Here is a 19,111-nt window from a genome sequence, read left to right on the forward strand (position 1 = left end):
ACGTCCGGGTGTTCTGGACACTCGTGCGTTCGGGGCGCGGGCGCCCAAGGCGATGCGGAGCCCCCGGGCGGAGCGGCAGCGCGGGGAGGGTCGCCGCGCGCAACTCCTGAGAGAACGGCGCACGCCGGGCGCTGTGCCCTGTATCCCGGGGCGCCGAGGAGACGGGGCCGCCTCCGTTCAGGAGTTACGCACCATTCCACGGCCCGAGCGAGGCGGCCGCCGCGGCGTGCGCGGCCGAGGGGTGGCACGCGGGTAGCGGCGGCAGGGGCGAAGGAGGCGGCACGCGCCGGGGATGGCCGGGGCGTACACAGGTCCTGAGAAGCGCGGAGCGGGCCGCCTGTTCGCCGGGAGAACCGGCGCGGATATCCGGCTGCGCCGCGGCTTCTCAGGAGTTACGCACGACCTTCACCCCCAGCGGGGAGCGCCTCAATCGCCACCCAGGCCCTCGAGGGCGACGGCGAGCGCCTCGATCGCGGGGCGCTGCCCCTTCACGAGCGCCTCGCGAGCGGCATCCAGCCCCATCCACTCGGCGCGGTCGACCTCGGGGAACGTCGCGGTCTTGCCCGAGCGGGGTGGCCACGCCATCTCGAAAGTGCCGAAAGCGAAGTCGGATGCCGTGAAGCCGGCGCCGTCACCCGCGAACACGACCACCTTCTTGCCGCTCGAATACGCGAACGTGCCGAGTTCGGCCCACTCGACCTCGGGCGCATCGACCCCGAGCTCCTCGCGGAACTCGCGGCGGGCGGCATCCAGCGCCCCCTCGGTGTCGGGGTCGTACTCGCCCTTCGGGATCGACCAGGCGCCGGCATCCTTCTTCGCCCAGAACGGGCCGCCCATGTGCGCGACGAACACCTGCGGCTCGGGCGCGAGCCGGTACAGCAGAAGTCCCGCGCTCCACACGACCATCAGGAGACGGTCGCCGGAACGCGGTTCGCCTCGTCGGCGATGATGTCGGCGCGCCTGCGGAAGGTGCGGGCCGACACCCGGTCGAGGGCGATCTGCCCACGCATCTTCTCGGCCTTCTCGTAGAGCGAAGGGCCGCCGAAGCCGGTCAGCACCTTCACCAGCACGGGCAGCAGCTCGATCATGAAGAACAGCGCTGCGATCAGATAGTGCGCCCAGCGCAGCGTCGGCTCGCGATCCGACAGGCGCTCGAGGGCCGTGATCTGGCTCAGCAGACCCACCGCTCCCGCATTGCCGTCAGCGACCGACGACGCCCTCGCGTTGTACGCCGTGAGCGCCGAGTCGTACTGGGCGCGAGCGGCGGGCAGCTGGTCTTCGGCCTGCTGCTTGTTCTGGTCGGCGGACGACGCGGCGGCCTCGGCGCCGGCGGAGTTCGCCGCGGCGAGCGTCGACTGCGCCTGCGCGAGCTGGGTCGACAGCGAGTCGTATGCCGACTGCGCCTGTGCGAGCTGCGCCTGCGCCGCATCGGAGCTCGCGCCGTTGCCGGCGACACCGGTGCAGCCGGGAACCGTTCCGGCGCCCTGGCCGGTGAGCTCGCACTGGTACACGGCGCGCGCCTGGTCGATCACGCTCTGCTGGGCGGCGAGCTGCTGCGTGAGCTGGTCGACGCTCTGCTGCGCAGCGGCGGATTCGGCCGAGGTCGACGAGGTGCCGGTCACGATGCCGGTCGCCGCCTGGTTCTCGAGCGCCGACACCTGCGCGCTCGCGGCGTCGAGCGCCTGCTTCTCGGGGCCGTTGGTGACGGCATCCTGGTCCGTGAGGGCCTGCGTGACGTTCGTGGAGTTGACCTCGCGCACGATGTCGTTCTGGAACACCTGCAGAACCAGGGGCTCGGCCACGACGATGCCGATGAGAGCGGCCATGATCACGCGGGGCATGGCGAGACCGAGCAGCCGGAAGATGTTCTTCGTCGAACGCATCGTGGAGGTGAGGAAGCGGTCGAGGTTGAAGATGATGAGGCCCCACACGATCGCGAGGGGGATCGCGAGCCAGAGGCTGACCCGCACGCCCGTCAGCAGCGCGAACATCATCGACAGCGACGAGACGAGAGCGGTTCCCGCGAGCACGAGGAACATCTGCACGAAGCGCGGCACCTCTTCGGGCACCTCGTCGAGCACGTCGTTGTCGGCGCCGCCGAGCACGGCCATGCGGCGGATCAGCGACAGGCGCGGGCGGCGCGGGTCGTGTCGGCGCAGACGGGGCTGGCGCGGTTCGGATGCCACGGGGATGGATGCCGCGGGCTCGGGCGCCTCGTCGGACGGGACCGCGGTCTCGTCGTCGGCGCGCGCACGCCCGGCGCGATCGATCACGACGGTGTCGCGGGCGTCGGCGGCGTCGACGTCCACGTCGAGCGGATCGGTATCGCTCGGGTCGGCGGCGATGGAGGAGCGTGGGTCGTCGTCGGCGGGCGGCGCGCCCCACGGCTCGGCAGTGTGATCCTGGGGTTCGGCGGGACGGTTCGCCGCGTTCTGCGCGGCGAGGATGTCGTCGAGATACTGCTCGCGTTCCTCGTCCGTCGTGAACTCGATACGGCCGTCGGAGCCGAAACGGCCGGGCCGGTGAGCGGAAAAGGACATTCGCACAGGGTACGACGCCCGCACCGTTCTCTCCTGAGCGGGGCCTGAGGCGCAGCCGGGCGCCGCCACCGCTCCGCGCCGGCCGGACACCTGCCATCACCCCCGCGGCACTGCGCCGAAGCCGGCACCGCCGCCGCGGCATCCGCCCCCTCACGCATAAACGCTGTACGCGACGGGAAACGCGAGCACACCGCGTTTCCCGTCGCAGGAAGTGTTTCCGCGCGGGACAAGCCGGTTCCGCGGACGCCGAAACCGAAGCCGACGCCCAGGCCAGCACCGCAGCCGCGGCATCCGCCCCTCACGCATAAACGCCATGCGCGACGAGAAACGCGAGCACACCGCGTTTATGGTCGCAGGAAGCGTTTCTGCGCGGGACGAGCCGGTTCCGCGGACGCCGAAACCGAAGCCGACGCCCAGGCCAGCACCGCAGCCCGCACCGACGCCGGCACCGCGTCCGCGGCATCCGCCCCCTCACGCATAAACGCTGTACGCGACGGGAAACGCGAGCACACCGCGTTTCCCGTCGCAGGAAGCGTTTCCGCGCGGGACGAGCCGGTACCGCGGACACCGAAGCCGACGCCGACGCCGACGCCGCAGCCCGCACCGACGCCGCGACCCGCACCGACGCCGGCACCGCGTCCGCGGCATCCGCCCCCTCACGCATAAACGCAGTACGCGACGAGAAACGCGAGCACACCGCGTTTCCCGTCGCAGGAAGCGTTTCCGCGCAAAACGAGCCGGTTCCGCGGAACACGAAGGGCGGGGCGGAGCCGAAGCCCGCCCCGCCCGCGCTCGACTCAGGCCACGCGCTCCTTGGGTGACACCTCGTACGTGTTCTCGGGGTCGGAGAACACCGCGTCGCCGAGCGCCTCGTCGATGGCGGCGAGGGTGTCGGCATCCAGGGTCACTCCCGATGCCTTCACGGTGTCGACGAGCTGCTCGGGGCGCGAGGCTCCGACCAGGGCCGCGGCGATGTTGGGGTTCTGCAGCACCCACGCGATCGCGAGCTGAGGCATGGCGAGACCCGCCTCGTCGGCGATGGGCTTCAGGCGCTGCACGGCCTCGAGGGTGTCGTCGTTCAGGAACCGCTTGATGAAGGTCGCGCCGCTCTTCTCGTCGGTCGCGCGCGAGCCCTCGGGCACCGGCTGACCGGGCAGGTACTTGCCGCTCAGCACGCCCTGCGCCATGGGCGACCAGACGATCTGCGAGATGCCGAGCTCTTCGCTGGCCGGCACGACCTTGCCCTCGATCACGCGCCACAGCATCGAATACTGCGGCTGATTCGAGATGAGCTGGATGCCGAGCTGCTTGGCGAGCGCGTGACCCTCGCGCAGCTGCTCGGCGGTCCACTCGGACACCCCGATGTACAGCGCCTTGCCCTGGCGGACGACGTCGGCGAAGGCCTGGAAGGTCTCTTCGAGCGGGGTCTCGTAGTCGAAGCGGTGGGCCTGGTAGAGGTCGACGTAGTCGGTGCCCAGGCGCTCGAGCGATCCGTTGATCGAGTCCATGATGTGCTTGCGGCTGAGCCCGGTGTCGTTCGGCCCCTTCGGGCCGGTGGGGAAGTAGACCTTCGTGAAGATCTCGAGCGACTCGCGCCGCTGCCCTTCGAGGGCCTTTCCGAGCACGGTCTCCGCAGCTCCGTTGGCGTAGGCATCGGCGGTGTCGAACGTCGAGATGCCCGCGTCGAGAGCCGCGTGCACCGTCTTGATCGCCGCGTCGTCACCGACCTGCGAGCCGTGGGTCACCCAGTTGCCGAGGGTGATCTCCGAGATCTTGAATCCACTGTTTCCGAGATAGCGATAACCGACCATCCCTCCACGCTAGACCCGGCCACCGGCACCGGGGCCGCGGCATCCCTTCCCCCTCACGCATAAACGCTTCGCGCGCACGGAAACGCGAGCACAGCGTGTTTATGGTCGCGGGAAGCGTTTATGCGTGAGGGGTGCGAGGGCGGGTTCGCCGTCACGCGTCCTTCCGGATCCACCGGAACGTCAGACGCACGAGCGCGAGCCCCAGCACCAGCCAGAGTCCCGTCACCAAAAGGATCAGCGGGTGGTCCCACGAGCCCGACGGCTCGGCCGCGGCGAACCCCTCGGGCAGGAACACCGAGCGGAAGCCCTGCGCGAGCCACTTCAGCGGAAAGATGCTCGCCACGTTCTGCAGCCACTCGGGGAGGGCTGCGAAGTTGATGTAGACGCCCGAGATGAACTGCAGCAGGAGAACGATCGGGATGACGACGCCTGTGGCGCTGCGCCCGGTCCGCGGCAGCGCCGACAGGCCGATGCCGAGGATCGCGCACGTGGTCACCCCCAGCAGGAACACCCACGCGAAGGTCAGCCAGCGCTCCGGCTCGGTCGGCAGGGGCACGCCGAAGAACACCGCGGCGACGACGATGAGCAGCACCGACTGCAGGAGGCCGGTCACCAGGACCTGACCGAGCTTGCCGATGAAGTACGACACGGGGCTCAGCGGGGTGCCGCCGAGGCGTTTGAGGGTGCCGTCGCTGCGCTCCATCGCGATGTCGATCGACATGTTCTGCAAGCCCGACAGCAGCACGCCCGCGGCGAGCATCGCGGGGAGGTAGAACTGCGCGGCATCCACCTCGTCTCCGGGCGGACCGAAGGTCTGAGCGTCGAAGGCGACGGCGAAGATCAGCAGGATCATCATGGGGAAGAGGAAGGTGAAGAACACCGAGTCGCCCTGGCGGAAGTACGAGCGCACCTCGAAGGCGATGCGCGCGGCGCCCAGCCGCAGCACGCGGCTCACGCGACGCCCCCGGCCGCGGTGATACGACGCGCCTCGTCGCCGAGGAACGACAGGTACACGTCTTCGAGGCTCGGACGCACGACCTCGAGCCGCTCGGGCTCGCCGAGGCGGGCGTACAGCTCCGCCACCACGGCCCCGGGGTCCTGCGTGCGTTCCTCGCGCACCTCGCCACCCTCGCGCCACCGCACGAAGGGCACACGCGCCGACGGTCCCCCGAGTTCGTCGACACGACCGACGGATGCCATCTGCCCGCCGACGATGATCGCTGCGCGCTCCGCCAGCTCGGCGGCTTCGTCGAGATAGTGCGTCGTCAGCACAATGGTGGTGCCCTCGTCCTGCAGCTCGCGGATGAGGTCCCAGAACTGCCGCCGCACCTCGGGGTCGAAACCCGTGGTCGGCTCGTCGAGGAACAGCAGCTCGGGTCGGCCGACGATGCCGAGGGCGACGTCCACGCGGCGACGCTGACCACCCGAGAGCTTGCGCACCGACACCTTCGCCTTCTCGCTCAGCCCCACCGCGGCGATCACCTCGTCGACGTCGCGGGGCCGCGGATAGAACGCGGCGAAGTGGGCCAGCAGCTCGCGTACCGACGCGGTCGGGGCCTCACCGGTGTTCTGCAGGACGATGCCGAGCCGCGCCTTCCAGTCGAGACCGCCGCGGTGCGGGTCGACGCCGAGCACGCGCACCTCGCCGCTCGTACGGTCACGGTAGCCCTCGAGGATCTCGATGACCGTGCTCTTGCCTGCACCGTTGGGGCCGAGCAGCGCGAACGTCTCGCCGCGGCGGATGTCGAAGCTCACCCCGCGCAACGCCTCGAGGCCCCCTCGATAGGTCTTGCGCAGGTTCTCCACCCGCACGACGTTCTCGCTCATGTCCCCAGTCTGGCGGCGAGCGGGGCGGACCGGCACGACGGGCCGGGGAAACGGCATCCATCCATCGGTGGATACGCGGCGAACAGGTCTTGGCATCCGACACTCGAAGCCATATGATGGCTGACGCCTGACCGCTGATGGTCACACCACGAAGGAGTGAGACGATGAACGAAGCGCACGCCCTCCGCGCATTCCCCGCCCCTGCCGCCATGAGCGCCGCCGAGGTGCGCGCGGCCTCCGAGGCGCTCGGCTCCCGCCTCGTCGTGCTCGATGACGATCCGACGGGAACGCAGTCGGTCGCCGACCTGCCCGTGCTCACCCGCTGGGAGATCGACGACTTCGCCGCGGTGTTCGCCACCGAGGCCCCGGCCGTCTACGTGCTCACCAACGCCCGCAGCCTCGGCGACGACGACGCTCGCCTGCGCAACCTCGAGGTGGCGCAGAACGCCCTCGCCGCCGCGGCCACCGCGGGAGTGGAGGTCGAATTCGTCAGCCGGGGCGACTCCACCCTGCGCGGGCACTTCCCGCTCGAGACCGACACCCTCGCCGCCGCCGTCGCGGCGGCGGGCGGCGCACCGATCGACGGGGTCGTGATCGTCCCCGCCTTTCCCGACGCCGGTCGCATCACCGTCGGCGGCGTCCACTACATGCGCGACGGTGAGGACCTGCAACCGATCGGCGAGACGGAGTTCGCCCGCGACGCGACGTTCGGCTACCGCAGCTCGAACCTCGCGGCCTGGGTCGAGGAGAAGTCGGGTGGTCGCTACCCGGCCCACGCCGTCATCGCGCTCGACCTCGGCACCATCCGCGCGGGCGCGACGGCCGTCGCGGACGCGATCCAGGATGCCGTGGACCTCACCCCGATCGTGTGCGACGTCGTGACCGAAGACGACCTGCGGCTCATCTCGCTCGGTCTGATCGAGGCACGTCGGCGCGGCAAGACCCTGCTCTCACGCGTGGGACCGCCCTTCGTGCGCGCCCGCATCGGCAGCGAGAGGCGCGAGCCGCTGACGGCTGCCGAGATCTACCCCGACGGCGGCACCGACCGGGGCGGGCTGATCGTCGTGGGCTCGCACGTGGCCGTCACCACCCGCCAGCTCTCCCGCCTGCGCGAGACCAACCCCGACCTCACCGACATCGAGATCGATGTCGCCCGCGTGCTCGACGCCGACGGCGCGCCCGCCTACCTCCGCGCCATCGCCGACCGCGTCGTCGACGAGCTGGAGGGCGCAGACGTCGTCATCAGCACGACCCGCACGGTGACCACCGCCGCGACCGCCGACGACAGTCTGCGGATCGCCCGCACCGTGTCGGCCGCCGTCGTCGACGTCGTGCGCGAGGTCGTCGCCCGCACCCGGCCGCGCTTCGTCGTGGCGAAGGGAGGCATCACCTCCAGCGACGTCGCCGCCCACGGGCTCGCGATGCGCCAGGCCACGGTGCGCGGCCCCATGCTGCCCGGCATCATCTCGCTCTGGGAGCCCGCCGACGGCCCGGCCACCGGCATCCCGTACGTCGTCTTCGCGGGCAACGTCGGTGACGACGACGCCCTCGCCCAGGTCGTGTCCACCCTCACCCGCACGCCCGCGGCCGTCACCGGCCGCTGACCCATCCGCACGCAAAGGAGCTCTCCGATGACCACCACCTCCACCGTCGCCGTCCTGGGGCTGGGAGCCATGGGCCTGCCCATGGCCACCCGCCTGGCCACCGGACTCACGGTCCACGGCTTCGACATCGCCCCGTCGCGCCTCGCCCTCGCCGAGGAGCAGGGCGTCACTCCGTTCCCCTCCGCCCGCGCGGCCGTCGCCGAGGCCGACGCCGTCCTGCTCGCGGTGCGCGACCAGTACCAGCTCGACGACGTGCTCTTCGGCGACAGCGGCATCGCGCCCGCACTGCGCCCGGGATCGGTCGTCATCCTCACCAGCACCGTCGGCACCGCCGGCATCCGTCCCGTCGCCGAGCGCCTCGAGGCGGACGGCATCGATCTCGTCGACGCGCCGCTCTCGGGCGGTCCCGTGCGCGCCGGTCAGGGCGACCTGCTCATCGTCGTCGGCGCCTCCCCCGCCGCGCGCGAGAAGGCGGCACCCGTGCTCGAGCTCCTGGCATCCACCCTGACCATCGTGGGTGACAACGCCGGCGACGGCCAGGCGCTGAAGACCGTGAACCAACTGCTCTGCGGCGTGCACATCGCCGCCGCGGCAGAAGCCCTCGCCCTGGCCGACGCCCTGGGACTCGATCCCGAGAAGACGCTCGAGGCCCTCATGGGCGGTGCCGCCGCGTCGTTCATGCTCGGCAACCGCGGCCCGCGCATGCTCCAGGCGTACGACGAGGAAGGCGCCGAGGTGCTGAGCGCTCTCGACATCTTCGTCAAGGACATGGGCATCGTCGGCGACGCCGCGCGTCGCGTGGGCCTGCCCACCCCGGTCGCCGCCGCCGCCGAGCAGCTCTACCTCAGCGGTCGCGCCCAGGGCCTGGGCTCGAACGACGACTCCGCCGTCATCCGCGCCGTCGCCCCCGAACGTCGTCACGGCTGACGACACGTTCACCCGAGATCGAAGGAGATCCCGCCATGCTTCCCATCCTCACGGCCGACACCCCGCCCATCGCCCCGGCGGTGGAGTTCGGCACCGGTCCGCTGCTCGCCATCGCCGCGGCGGGCATCGCCCTGCTGCTGGTGCTCATCATCCTGTTCAAGGTGCACGCGTTCGTCTCGCTGCTCATCACGAGCGTCGTCGTGGCGATCTCGGCGCAGATCCCCGCCGGTGACGTCTTCACCCTGGTCGCGAACGGCGTCGGCTCGACCATGGGCAAGGTGCTCATCATCATCGCGCTGGGCGCCATCCTCGGCCGCCTCATCGAGGTGTCGGGCGGCGTGCAGCAGCTCGCCGAGAGCTTCACCGACCGCCTCGGGCCGCGCCGCGTGGCGATCGCCCTGACCATCGTGGCGTTCGTGGTCGCCATCCCGGTGTTCTTCGAGGTCGGCGTCATCGTGCTCGTGCCGATCCTCTACGCCTTCAGCAAGATCGCGGGTGTCAAGCCGATCGTGTTCGGTCTGCCGATGTTCGGTCTCATGCTCGCCGTGCACGTGGCCGTCCCGCCGCACCCCGGCATCGTGGCGGGTGCCGGTGTCTTCGGTGCCGACCTGGGCCTGGTCACGGCGATCGCCCTGCCCATCTGCGCGGTTCTCGGCTTCCTGTGCTTCTGGGTCGCGCGCATCATGAACCGCACCGAGTACGCCCTCGCACCGCGGGTCGCGACCCAGATGGCGGAGTTCGGGCAGACCTCCACGGTCATCGAGTCGCGCCGCGCCGACGGAACCGTCATGGCGCCGCCGAGCACCGGCACCGTCGTCGCCCTGATCGCCCTTCCGATCGTGCAGATCCTCGTCGGCACGATGCTCTCGCTCAGCCTGCCGGCCGGATCGAGCGGTCGTGGCATCGCCACCTTCATCGGCACCCCGGCCTTCGCCCTGCTCGTGGCGGTCATCGTGGCCTTCTTCGTGCTGCCGGTCCGTCGCCGCTGGGGTCTGGCCCGCACGAACGAGGTGTTCGAGAGCTCCATGCCCCCGATCGCGTCGATCCTGCTGGTCGTCGCCGGCGGCGGCGTGTTCGGCGCGGTGCTGCAGGCCTCGGGCATCGGAACCGCCCTGTCGGTCACGCTCGAACACCTCGGCGTCCCTCTGCTGGGTGCGGCGTTCCTCATCACGCTCGCGCTCCGCGCCGCGCAGGGCTCGGCGACCGTCGCCATCGTCACCACGGCCAGCCTGCTGTCGGCCGGCGTCGCCGAGGCCGGGTACAGCCCGGTGCAGATCGCCGCCATCGCCGTGGCCGTGGGCTTCGGCTCGCTCGGCCTGTCGATGGTCACCGACGCGGGCTTCTGGATCGTCACGCGCTACCTCGGCCTCACGGTCGCCGACGGCCTGCGCACGTGGACGGTGCTGACCACCATCCTGGGTGTGGCCGGCTTCCTGCTGACCTGGGCGGTGTTCGCCCTGGCGGGCTGAGGCATTCGGCATCGACGCCGGGTCGGGGACGAGAGTTCCCCGGCCCGGCGATTAGGTTGGAGCGGAAGGGGGATGCCATGGCACGACGCTCACGTGTCGACGAGGTGGTCGACGGCTTGTTCGACGACATCGTCGCGCGCCGCCTCGTCGCCGATCAGGTATTGCCCAGCGAACCCGAGCTGGGCGAGCGTTTCGACGTCAGCCGGGTGACCGTGCGCGAGGCCATCAAGACCCTGCAGGCGCGCGGCGTCGTGCGCGTCGAGAGCGGACGCGGATCGTTCGTCCAGCCGCTCGCGCGCTGGACCTCGCTCAGCGCCGTGCTCGCCGCCACCTCCGCGACCGGCGACGCCTCGGCCGCCGAGCAGCTGATCGAGCTCCGCCGCATCTTCGAGACGGGTGCGGCCGCCCTCGCGGCCGAGCGCGCACGCCCCGACGAGGTCGAGGCCATCGCCGCCGACCTCGCGGCGATGCGCGACGCTCACGAGGCCGACGACCTGGCATCCTTCGTCGCCGCCGACCTGTCGTTCCACGACCGCATCCTCGCCGCATCGCGCAACCCGTTCCTCACGGTGATGTTCGCTCCCCTCACCGAGGTGCTCTCGGAGCGCCGCGCACAGACGTCGGCCGTCCGCGTCATCCAGCACAACGCCATCGCCGAGCACGAGCACGTGCTCGAGGCGCTGCGCGACGCCGACGCCGAGGGCGCGCGCCGCGCGATGGACCAGCACATGCAGCAGACACTCGACGACCTTCGCACGCACGTGCTGGGCGCAGGCCGCGCCCGCTGAGGCCGCCGTCGCGGCCTGCGGCATCGCGGACGCCGGTGCAGCGCCGCCCTCATGGATTCCCCGCCGGGCGAGGCGAGCCGGGGAGCAGGCTCAGCCCGGGCTGGTCGGATCCACGTCGACCAGCCACGCGGTGACCGCGACCGTCGGCCCCTCGACGATGTCGAGTTCGATCGGCCGGGAGCCGCGCACCCTTCCCCCGGTCTGAGCGGCCCACACCGTGTGGGTCACCGGGGCGCCGTGCGGGGAGGCGGCATCTCTTCCGAGCACCGTGACGGCGACCCCCCCCCGACGGGAGTCTCGATGAGCTGCGGGCCGGGCCCCTGCGCCATGAACGACCCGCGGTTCGACGGTGACATCGAGAAGGTGTCCGTTCTCGTCTCCGAACGAGACATCGGGGTACGGCCTCTACCTCCGAGCCTGGCAATCCCCTGTGCCGTCCAAACCATTCCCCCCGCCTGCCCCCGAACCACCTGTGCGAGACGTTTTCGCCCCCGGTCGTCGCGCAACTCCCCTTACCGCCCTCGAACCGTCCACGTGGACGCTGGAGGTTCTTTTGTCGTTGCTGCAGTCCCCCCTCCTTTCGCAGACCGCCCCGAACCCGACGCCCGATCCCCTGCTGACGCCGGTCGCCCCCGCCCCCGGTCAAGGCTCGACCGGCGTCACCGACACCGTCATCCCCGTCCAGCCCGGTACTTCCGCCCCCGGCGGGTTCCTTCCCGACTGGTCGATCGGGGAATGGCTCGGCTACAGCGGCGTCATCGTGCTCGCGCTCGGCCTGACCGTCGTCGCCACGACGACGCTGTGGTGGATGCTGCACGCCTGGCGCTCCGCCGACGACCTGCGGGCGACGCAGTTCAGCTCGTCCCCGCGACCCGCTCGACACCGCTTCACGCTCCTCGTCCCCGGCCGGCACGAGGAAGAGGTCATGGGCCAGACCCTCGATCGCCTCGCGCAACAGGATCACCCCGACTTCGAGATCATCGCGATCGTCGGGCACGACGACCCGGGCACCGAGCTCGTGGTCCGCCAGGCGGCAGCGCGGCATCCGGACCTCATCAAGGTCGTCGTCGATGACAGCGTCCCCAAGAACAAGCCCAAGGCGCTCAATCGCGCCCTGCAGATCGCCACCGGCGACGTGGTCGGCGTGTTCGACGCAGAAGACGAGGTGCACCCCAGTCTGCTCACCGTCGTCGACTCCAAGTTCCAGGAGACCGGTGCCGACGTGGTTCAGGGCGGCGTGCAGTTGATGAACTTCGAGACGAGCTGGTGGTCGCTGCGCAACGTGCTCGAGTACTACTTCTGGTTCCGCTCGCGTCTGCACTTCCACGCCCGGTCGAAGTTCATCCCGCTCGGGGGCAACACCGTCTTCGTCACTCGCGAGCGGCTGCAGTGGTCGGCCGGTTGGGACGACCAGTGCCTGGCCGAGGACTGCGAACTGGGCGTGCGCCTGTCGAGCGACGGCGCGAAGGTCGTCGTCGCCTACAACCCCGAATACGTCACGCGTGAGGAGACCCCGCCCACGTTGAAGTCGCTCTACAAGCAGCGCACGCGCTGGAACCAGGGCTTCCTGCAGGTGCTCGGCAAAGGCGAATGGAAGGCACTGCCGACCCTGCGCCAGCGCATGTACGCCCGTTACCTGCTGAACATGCCGTTCCTGCAGGCGGCGACCGGACTGCTGATCCCCATCTCGATCGCGTTCATCCTGCTGGTCAAGGTGCCGACGCCCGTCGCCCTCATCACGTTCCTCCCCCTGGTGCCGACGGTGATCACCCTCGTCGCGGAGGCTGCCGGGCTGACGGAGTTCGGACGCGTCTACGACAAGAAAGTGCGCGTGCGCGACTACGTCCGTCTCGTCCTCGGCCTCGTTCCCTACCAGGTGTTCCTCGCCGCCGCGGCCGTGCGCTCGGTCGTTCGCCAGCTCAAGGGCGACGGCAGCTGGGAGAAGACCGAGCACACGGGTGCGCACCGGGATGCCGCCGCGGCCCCGGCCGCGACGTCCGAACTCGTGACCACGACGGTGGCGGTGAACCGATGACCTCCATCCTCGATCGCACGTCCCCTGCCCCCGCCTCTCGTCGAGCGGAGCGGGTGTCAGAGACCCGACGATCGCGGTGGCGCGAGCGTCTGGTCGATGCCGCGTGGCTTGTGCCTCCGCTGCTCATCGGCATCTTGGTCAATGCCCTCAACCTGGGCGGCTCACCCCAGCGCATCGACGACGAGGGCACCTACACCGCCCAGGCGTGGAGCCTCGGCAATCTCGGCGAGCTGACTCACTACACGTACTGGTACGACCATCCGCCGCTCGGGTGGATCCAGATCGCGGCGTGGGCCGGGCTCACCGACGCGTGGGACCGATACGACGTCGCCGTGATCGCCGCCCGCGAGGCGATGCTGGTTGCGACCGCGATCGCCGCGGTGCTGCTGTGGTGCCTCGTACGCCGCATCGGATTCGCCCGGCTCACGGCATCCGTCGCCGTGGCGATCTTCCTGCTGTCGCCGCTCGCGGTGCAGTTCCACCGTCAGGTGTACCTCGACAACATCGCGACCGCGTGGTTGCTCGGTGCGCTGCTGCTCGCGATGAGTCGGCGCGCCCAGCTGATCGGCTACGCCGGTGCGGCGGCGGCCTTCGGTGTGGCGGTTCTCACGAAAGAGACCTACCTGCTGGCACTTCCGCTCGTGGCCTGGTTCATGTGGCGGGGCGCCGACCGGACGACGCGTCGGTACACGGTGTCGGTCGCGGCCTCCGTCCTCGCCCTGATCGGTCTGACCTACGTGGCGTTCGCGCTGGTGAAGGGCGAGGTGACCCCGGCACCCGGTCGGGTGAGCCTGTGGGACGGTCTCGCTTTCCAGCTGTCGTCGCGAGAGGGCAGCGGATCGCTCTTCGATCCCGAGAGCCTCATGTCGCGGACCATCGGTCTGTGGTGGCAGCTCGACGCCGTGCTCATCGTGACCGCGCTGGCCGCCGCCGTCGCCGCGCTGTTCGTTCGTCGCCTGAGGCCGTGGGCGATCACTCTGCTGGCGCTGACGGCGTTCATGTTCCGCGGGGGCTACCTCCCTGTGCCGTACGTCATCATGCTGCTGCCGTTCGCCGCGATCGTCGTGGCCGGCATGGGCCAACGGGCCGTCGAAACGCTGCGCGCGGACGCCGTGCTGCAGCGCCTCACGGGTGTCGCGCTGGCCTCCGGCCTGATCGTCGCGCTCCTCGCGGCCGGGCCGCTGTGGGCGGCGCAGCTCCGGGGCTTCTTGCTCGCCGACCTCGACCGCCCCCTCCGTGACGCCGAGACATGGATGACCCAGAACGCCCCGGGAGACGCGCGCATGCTCGTCGACGACGCGATGTGGGTCGATCTCGTCGACGCCGGCTTCGACCGCGAGAACGTGGTCTGGTACTACAAGGCCGACACCGACACCGACGTGCAGCGGCTCGCTCCCGACGGGTGGCGCGACTACGACTACGTCGTCACCACGGACTCGATGCGCACGTTCCCCACCGAGTTCCCCACGGTGCGGCAGGCGATCGACAACAGCGTGGTGGTGGCGTCCTTCGGCGAGGGCGCGCAACAAGTCGACGTGCGCCTCGTCGATCGCAACCAGGCGGCACTGGCCCAGGCCTCGGACGACGGGCTCTACGCCGCCCGATCCGTCGCCGGTCAGCAGCTCCTGCAGAACCCCGACGTCGGTGTGCCCGGCCCGGAGCAGGACCTGCTCACCTCCGGCATCGTGGACGGCCGCATCCTGCTCACGCTGGGCCAGTTGGCGGCGACCGGTCGCGTCGATATCGCCGACATCGCACAGTTGGGAGGCGACCCCTCGGGCGTCCACCGGCAGCTCGTCGTGAGCTCGTTCGCCGGTCAGGACGCACGCGGTGACGCTCCCGGCGCCGACGAAGTCGTGCGGTTCTTCTCGTCGCTCGCGGGTCCTCTGCGCCCGGTCTCGGTCGAGCGAGGGGACGCCGGGGTGATCGTGACGTTCTCACCCGACGAACCCACCGACCTGCTCCCCCGTCCCGCTTCATGATCCCGTTCACCCGTTCGATCCCCCTCCCCCCGAAGAAAGGATCCGCCATGACCATCTCCTCCCCCTCCCCCCGTCCCGCCCGTCGGTCTCGGATCGGCCTGCGCGGCCTTGCCCTGACCGCCGCAGCCGTACTCCCCCTGGCCCTGGGCGTCGCAACGGCGCCCGCGGCGATGGCCGCACCGGCCGCACCGGCCGCACCGAGCGGCTGGGCCCGGGTCGCGCATCTCTCGCCCGATACCAAATCGGTCGACGTGCAGATGACCGCGCTGGCCGGCGGTGCGGTCGTCTACGAGCTCGACGACGTCTCGTACGGCGCGGTGAGCGACTACATCCCTCTCGCCGAGGGAACGTACGTCGTGTCGATGGTCCCCTCCGACGCCACGGACGACTCCGAACCCGTCGTGCAGCAGTCGGTGGAGGTGTCGGCGGGAGAGCCCATCACCGTTGCGGCATACGGGCGCAACGCCGAGCTGAAGACCACCGTCTTCGACGACGACCTCTCCGCCCCGGCGGAGGGCCAGGCACGCGTGCGCGTCGTGCAGGCGTCCACGCTCGAGCCCCGCGTCGACGTCGACACGGCGGAGGGCCGGTCGATCGCGCAGGCCGTGACCTCCGGCTCCGCAACCGGCTACGCCGCCGTGCCCGCCGGCTCTTGGAACCTCGAGCTCTCGGGCGCAGACGAAACGGCATCCTCCGCCGTCGCCCTTCCCGCGGGGAGCGTCTCGACCATCTTCGTGCTCGACGACGCCGCGGGCGCGCTGACCGCCCGGACGGTCACCGACTCGGCGACTCTCGCCGACATGCCCACCGGCGGTATCCACACGGGCGGCGGCGGCACGGCGGTGCAGTCCGCGGCGCCCGCTGGGCTCATCGGCGGCGTCGTCGCACTCCTCGGCGGACTCGTTGCGACGATGGTGGTGCTGCGCCGTCGGTCCTCGAAGGGCACCGCATGATGCGCGGGAGGAAGACCCTCGCGACCGCTGTCGTCGCCGCGGTCTGCGTCGTGACGCTCAGTGCATGCACCGCGCCGGCGCAGCAGGTCTCCGACGCCCGCGAGCGTACCGTCGCCACGGCATCCGCGTTCCTGTCCACCTACGTCGACGACGGACGCGTCGTGCGAACCGATCAGGGTGGCGACACGGTGAGTGAGGGGCAGGCGTACGGCCTGCTCCTGGCCGTGGCCGCCGACGACGAGGAGCAGTTCGACCGGATCTGGGACTGGACCGTCGACAACCTGCAGCGCGACGACCTGCTGCTGTCCTGGCAGTGGAAGGACGGCTCCGTCGTCGACGATCAGCCCGCTTCCGACGCCGACCTCGACGCCGCGCGCGCCCTGGTGCTGGCCGGCGACGAGTTCGGACGCGACGACCTCCGCGAGCGAGGAGTCGAGCTGGGTACGGCGCTGCTCGATCGCATGACCGCGACCACCGCCCTCGGCCGCATCCTGCTGCCGGGGCCGTGGGCCACCTCGACGCCGCACGCTTACAACCCCTCCTACGCATCGCCGGCCGCATACGCGGTGTTGTCGGACGCGTCGGGGGACACCCGGTGGGACGAACTGGCCGAGGGCAGTCGCGCAGCCACCGCGGCTCTGCTCGATGCGAATCCCCTGCCGACCAACTGGGCAACGGTCGCCGACGACGGCACGGTAGCGATCGCCGGCTCCGCGGGCGGCGGCGGCGAGCCGCGGTACGGATACGACGCCGTTCGCACGCCGATCCGCTTCGCGGAGTCGTGCGATCCCGCTGACCGTGCCCTCGCGGGTCGGATGGCCGACGCGCTCCCCACGGATGAGGTGCTGCCCGCCGAGTTGGACTCCGGTGGCGGGGGCGTCACCGGCGATCGGCACGCGAGCGCCTACGCGGCTCGAGCCGCAGCCCTCGCCGGCGGCGATCGCGACGAGGCCGCGCGCGCGGACCTCTCGCGCATGACCGAGACCTCCTCGAGCACGCCGACGTACTACGGCGACGCATGGAACGCCTTGACCACGGCCATGCTGAGCGACGATGTGCTCGGCGGCTGCCCGCCGCTGAGCGACGACGGGGGGCGGCGGCGGGCGCGACCAGCGGGGGCGCCGCCGCCGCAGGCGACGCGCGCGGGGCCGCAGCGGGGCTGCAGGACCCGGTCTCAGCGCCCGCTGCCTCTACCGCGACGCCCACGCACATCTCGATTCCCGCCATCGGCGTCGACTCCGACCTCGTCGGTCTGGATCGCGGAGCAGACGGGTGGATCGAAGCCCCCACCGATTACAACGCGGTCGGATGGTACGAGAAGGGCGTGCTGCCCGGAGCCGTGGGACCTGCGGTGATCGCGGCGCACGTCGATTCACCCACGGGCCCCGCCGTCTTCTTCGACCTCCCGCGGCTCGAAGCCGGAGACCGGGTGTCGATATCGCGCAGCGACGGCACGACGGCGACCTTCGTCGTGACCGGTTTGCAGACCGTCGAGAAGGACACCTTCCCCACCGCGTCGATCTACGCTCCCGTCCCCACCCCGGAACTGCGGATCGTGACGTGTGCGGGGGCGTGGGACCCGGCCACCGGCCACTACGTGGACAACCTGGTCGTCACGGCCGTAGCCGGCTGAAGCGGCGGGAGTCGGTCGGGGACGGGGCTCAGCCGACGGGCGTCGCCTCGGCGGCCGCCTCGTCTTCTTCGGTCGCCACGAGCTGGCCGCACGCCCCGTCGATCTCTTTGCCGCGGGTGTCGCGGAGGGTCGTCGGGATGCCGGCGTCGTTCAAGCGGCGCACGAACTCGTTCTGCACGGGGACCTCGGATGCCGTCCAGATCGAGCCCGGAGTCGGGTTCAGCGGGATCGGGTTCACGTGCACCCAGCCCCGGCCGCGGGCGTTGAGCTTGTCGGCCAGCAGATCGGCACGCCAGGCGTGGTCGTTCATGTCTTTGATCAGGGCGTATTCGATCGACACGCGGCGCCCGGTCTTGTCGAAGTAGGCGCGCGCGGCATCCAGGGCCTCGTCGACCTTCCACTTCGAGTTCACCGGGATGAGCTCGTCGCGCAGGTGGTCGTCGGGCGCGTGCAGCGACAGCGCGAAGGTCACCGGGATGTCCTCGTCGGCGAGCTTCTTGATCGCGGGCACGAGACCGACGGTCGACACCGTGATGCCGCGGGCGCTCATGCCGAGCCCGTGGTCTTTGTCGACCATGACGCGCACGGCCTGCATGACGCGGGCATAGTTGGCGAGCGGCTCACCCATGCCCATGAAGACGATGTTCGACACACGGTCGAGCGAGTGGTCAGAGCTCTTCTTGCCGCCCAGGCCGCCGGCGGCGATGAGGGCGTTGGCGCGCACGATCTGCTCGACGATCTCGGCCGCCGACATGTTGCGGGTCAGTCCCGCCTGGCCGGTGGCGCAGAACGGGCAGTTCATGCCGCACCCCGCCTGGCTCGACACGCACAGCGTGATGCGCCCGGGGTAGCGCATGAGAACGGACTCCACGAGCGCGCCGTCGTGCAGCTTCCAGAGGAACTTGATGGTGTCGCCGCGGTCGGTCTCGAGCCGGCGCACCTCGGTGAGCAGCGGCGGCAGCATTCCGGCGACGAGCTCTTCGCGACCGGATGCCGGCAGATCGGTCATGTCGGCCGGGTCGGAGGTGTAGTGGGTGAAGTAGTGCTTCTCGAGCTGCTTCGCGCGGAAGCCGGGGAGGCCGAGCTCCTTGAGCTTGGCGATGCGCTCGTCGTGCGTGAGGTCGGCGAGGTGCACCGGCGGCTTGCCGCGCTTGGGGCTGGCGAACTGCAGCAGCGGACGACCGGTCTCGTCCTTGGCCTGCTGCCATCCTTCGGTCTTGGGGCGCACCTGGCGGATGCCGGTGTTCGCCGGGGCTCCCTCGGGGCGCACCGGGCGGGGCGTCGTCGTGCGCACGGGGGGCTGATCAGTCATGGTTTCCAGGGTACCGGGCGCATCTGCGCCGCGGCTGGGCGCGCGGAGAGCCGGCGAGCCCGCACGACGCGAGACAAACCGGAGGGAGTCCGGGCGGGGCCGCCGACCGCGATCGTGCGGACGGCATGCGCCGCGCCGCTCGAGCGGGGTCGCGATACGGTTTTCACACCGTCGACCGTGACGACGACACCGCCTCGACGTTCAGCCCCCTGCCAGATCGCCCCGGCTCC

At 70.8% G+C, this 19,111-nt stretch carries 15 protein-coding genes and 1 pseudogene; 9 read left to right on the top strand and 7 right to left on the bottom strand.

What is annotated here, in order from left to right; translation table 11 throughout:
* Positions 1–426 precede the first annotated feature (426 nt).
* From QE416_RS03565 to QE416_RS03585, 5 genes are all read right to left on the bottom strand, one after another.
* Complete coding sequence (locus QE416_RS03565; RefSeq protein ID WP_307313546.1) at positions 427–906, bottom strand: NUDIX domain-containing protein; 480 nt, start codon at positions 904–906, stop codon at positions 427–429.
* A complete protein-coding gene (locus tag QE416_RS03570) occupies positions 906–2,540 on the bottom strand; it encodes a DUF4407 domain-containing protein (protein WP_307313547.1) in 1,635 nt (544 codons plus the stop codon). Before QE416_RS03570 ends, QE416_RS03565 begins: the two co-directional genes overlap by 1 nt.
* Positions 2,541–3,337: 797 nt before the next feature.
* Positions 3,338–4,351 (bottom strand): aldo/keto reductase family protein, encoded by a 1,014-nt coding sequence (locus QE416_RS03575; protein ID WP_267788420.1) that lies wholly within the window; start codon positions 4,349–4,351, stop codon positions 3,338–3,340.
* Positions 4,352–4,502: 151 nt separating this feature from the next.
* A complete protein-coding gene (locus tag QE416_RS03580) occupies positions 4,503–5,306 on the bottom strand; it encodes an ABC transporter permease (protein WP_307313549.1) in 804 nt (267 codons plus the stop codon).
* Entirely contained in the window at positions 5,303–6,178 is an 876-nt protein-coding gene (locus tag QE416_RS03585; RefSeq protein ID WP_307313550.1) for an ABC transporter ATP-binding protein, read from the bottom strand. Before QE416_RS03585 ends, QE416_RS03580 begins: the two co-directional genes overlap by 4 nt.
* Before the next feature lie 164 nt (positions 6,179–6,342).
* On the opposite strand from QE416_RS03585, the gene QE416_RS03590 reads away from it, so the two are divergent.
* The 4 genes from QE416_RS03590 to QE416_RS03605 all read left to right on the top strand — a co-directional run bounded on the left by QE416_RS03590 (position 6,343) and on the right by QE416_RS03605 (position 10,966).
* Positions 6,343–7,782, top strand: a complete 1,440-nt coding sequence (locus QE416_RS03590) for a four-carbon acid sugar kinase family protein (RefSeq protein ID WP_307313552.1) — start codon at positions 6,343–6,345, stop codon at positions 7,780–7,782.
* 27 nt (positions 7,783–7,809) lie between these two features.
* Positions 7,810–8,709 (top strand): NAD(P)-dependent oxidoreductase, encoded by a 900-nt coding sequence (locus QE416_RS03595; protein ID WP_267788425.1) that lies wholly within the window; start codon positions 7,810–7,812, stop codon positions 8,707–8,709.
* Between the two features lie 35 nt (positions 8,710–8,744).
* A complete protein-coding gene (locus tag QE416_RS03600; RefSeq protein WP_210076009.1) occupies positions 8,745–10,178 on the top strand; it encodes a GntP family transporter in 1,434 nt (477 codons plus the stop codon).
* 77 nt (positions 10,179–10,255) lie between these two features.
* Positions 10,256–10,966 (top strand): FadR/GntR family transcriptional regulator, encoded by a 711-nt coding sequence (locus QE416_RS03605; RefSeq protein WP_210076007.1) that lies wholly within the window; start codon positions 10,256–10,258, stop codon positions 10,964–10,966.
* 90 nt (positions 10,967–11,056) lie between these two features.
* Here the strand turns inward: QE416_RS03605 and QE416_RS03610 are convergent, their stop codons facing one another.
* A complete protein-coding gene (locus QE416_RS03610) occupies positions 11,057–11,194 on the bottom strand; it encodes a hypothetical protein (protein WP_307313554.1) in 138 nt (45 codons plus the stop codon).
* Positions 11,195–11,525: 331 nt separating this feature from the next.
* On the opposite strand from QE416_RS03610, the gene QE416_RS03615 reads away from it, so the two are divergent.
* From QE416_RS03615 to QE416_RS03635, 5 genes and pseudogenes are all read left to right on the top strand, one after another.
* Positions 11,526–13,001, top strand: a complete 1,476-nt coding sequence (locus QE416_RS03615; RefSeq protein ID WP_307313555.1) for a glycosyltransferase family 2 protein — start codon at positions 11,526–11,528, stop codon at positions 12,999–13,001.
* 53 nt (positions 13,002–13,054) lie between these two features.
* On the top strand, positions 13,055–14,983 hold the full coding sequence (locus QE416_RS03620) for a hypothetical protein (protein ID WP_307313558.1): 1,929 nt from the start codon (positions 13,055–13,057) through the stop codon (positions 14,981–14,983).
* Between the two features lie 47 nt (positions 14,984–15,030).
* Positions 15,031–15,936 (top strand): DUF4397 domain-containing protein, encoded by a 906-nt coding sequence (locus tag QE416_RS03625; protein WP_307313561.1) that lies wholly within the window; start codon positions 15,031–15,033, stop codon positions 15,934–15,936.
* A pseudogene (locus tag QE416_RS03630) lies at positions 15,936–16,943 on the top strand (glycosyl hydrolase family 8); the annotation flags it as partial. The gene QE416_RS03625 and the pseudogene QE416_RS03630, both read left to right, overlap by 1 nt.
* 11 nt (positions 16,944–16,954) lie before the next feature.
* Positions 16,955–17,569, top strand: a complete 615-nt coding sequence (locus QE416_RS03635) for a class F sortase (protein WP_307313563.1) — start codon at positions 16,955–16,957, stop codon at positions 17,567–17,569.
* A 28-nt stretch (positions 17,570–17,597) separates the two neighbouring features.
* On the opposite strand, the gene rlmN is transcribed toward QE416_RS03635, so the two are convergent.
* Positions 17,598–18,881 (bottom strand): 23S rRNA (adenine(2503)-C(2))-methyltransferase RlmN, encoded by a 1,284-nt coding sequence (gene rlmN, locus QE416_RS03640; protein WP_307313565.1) that lies wholly within the window; start codon positions 18,879–18,881, stop codon positions 17,598–17,600.
* Positions 18,882–19,111 lie beyond the last annotated feature (230 nt).

The sequence above is a fragment of the Microbacterium sp. SORGH_AS_0421 genome (assembly GCF_030818635.1).
Lineage (GTDB): Bacteria > Actinomycetota > Actinomycetes > Actinomycetales > Microbacteriaceae > Microbacterium.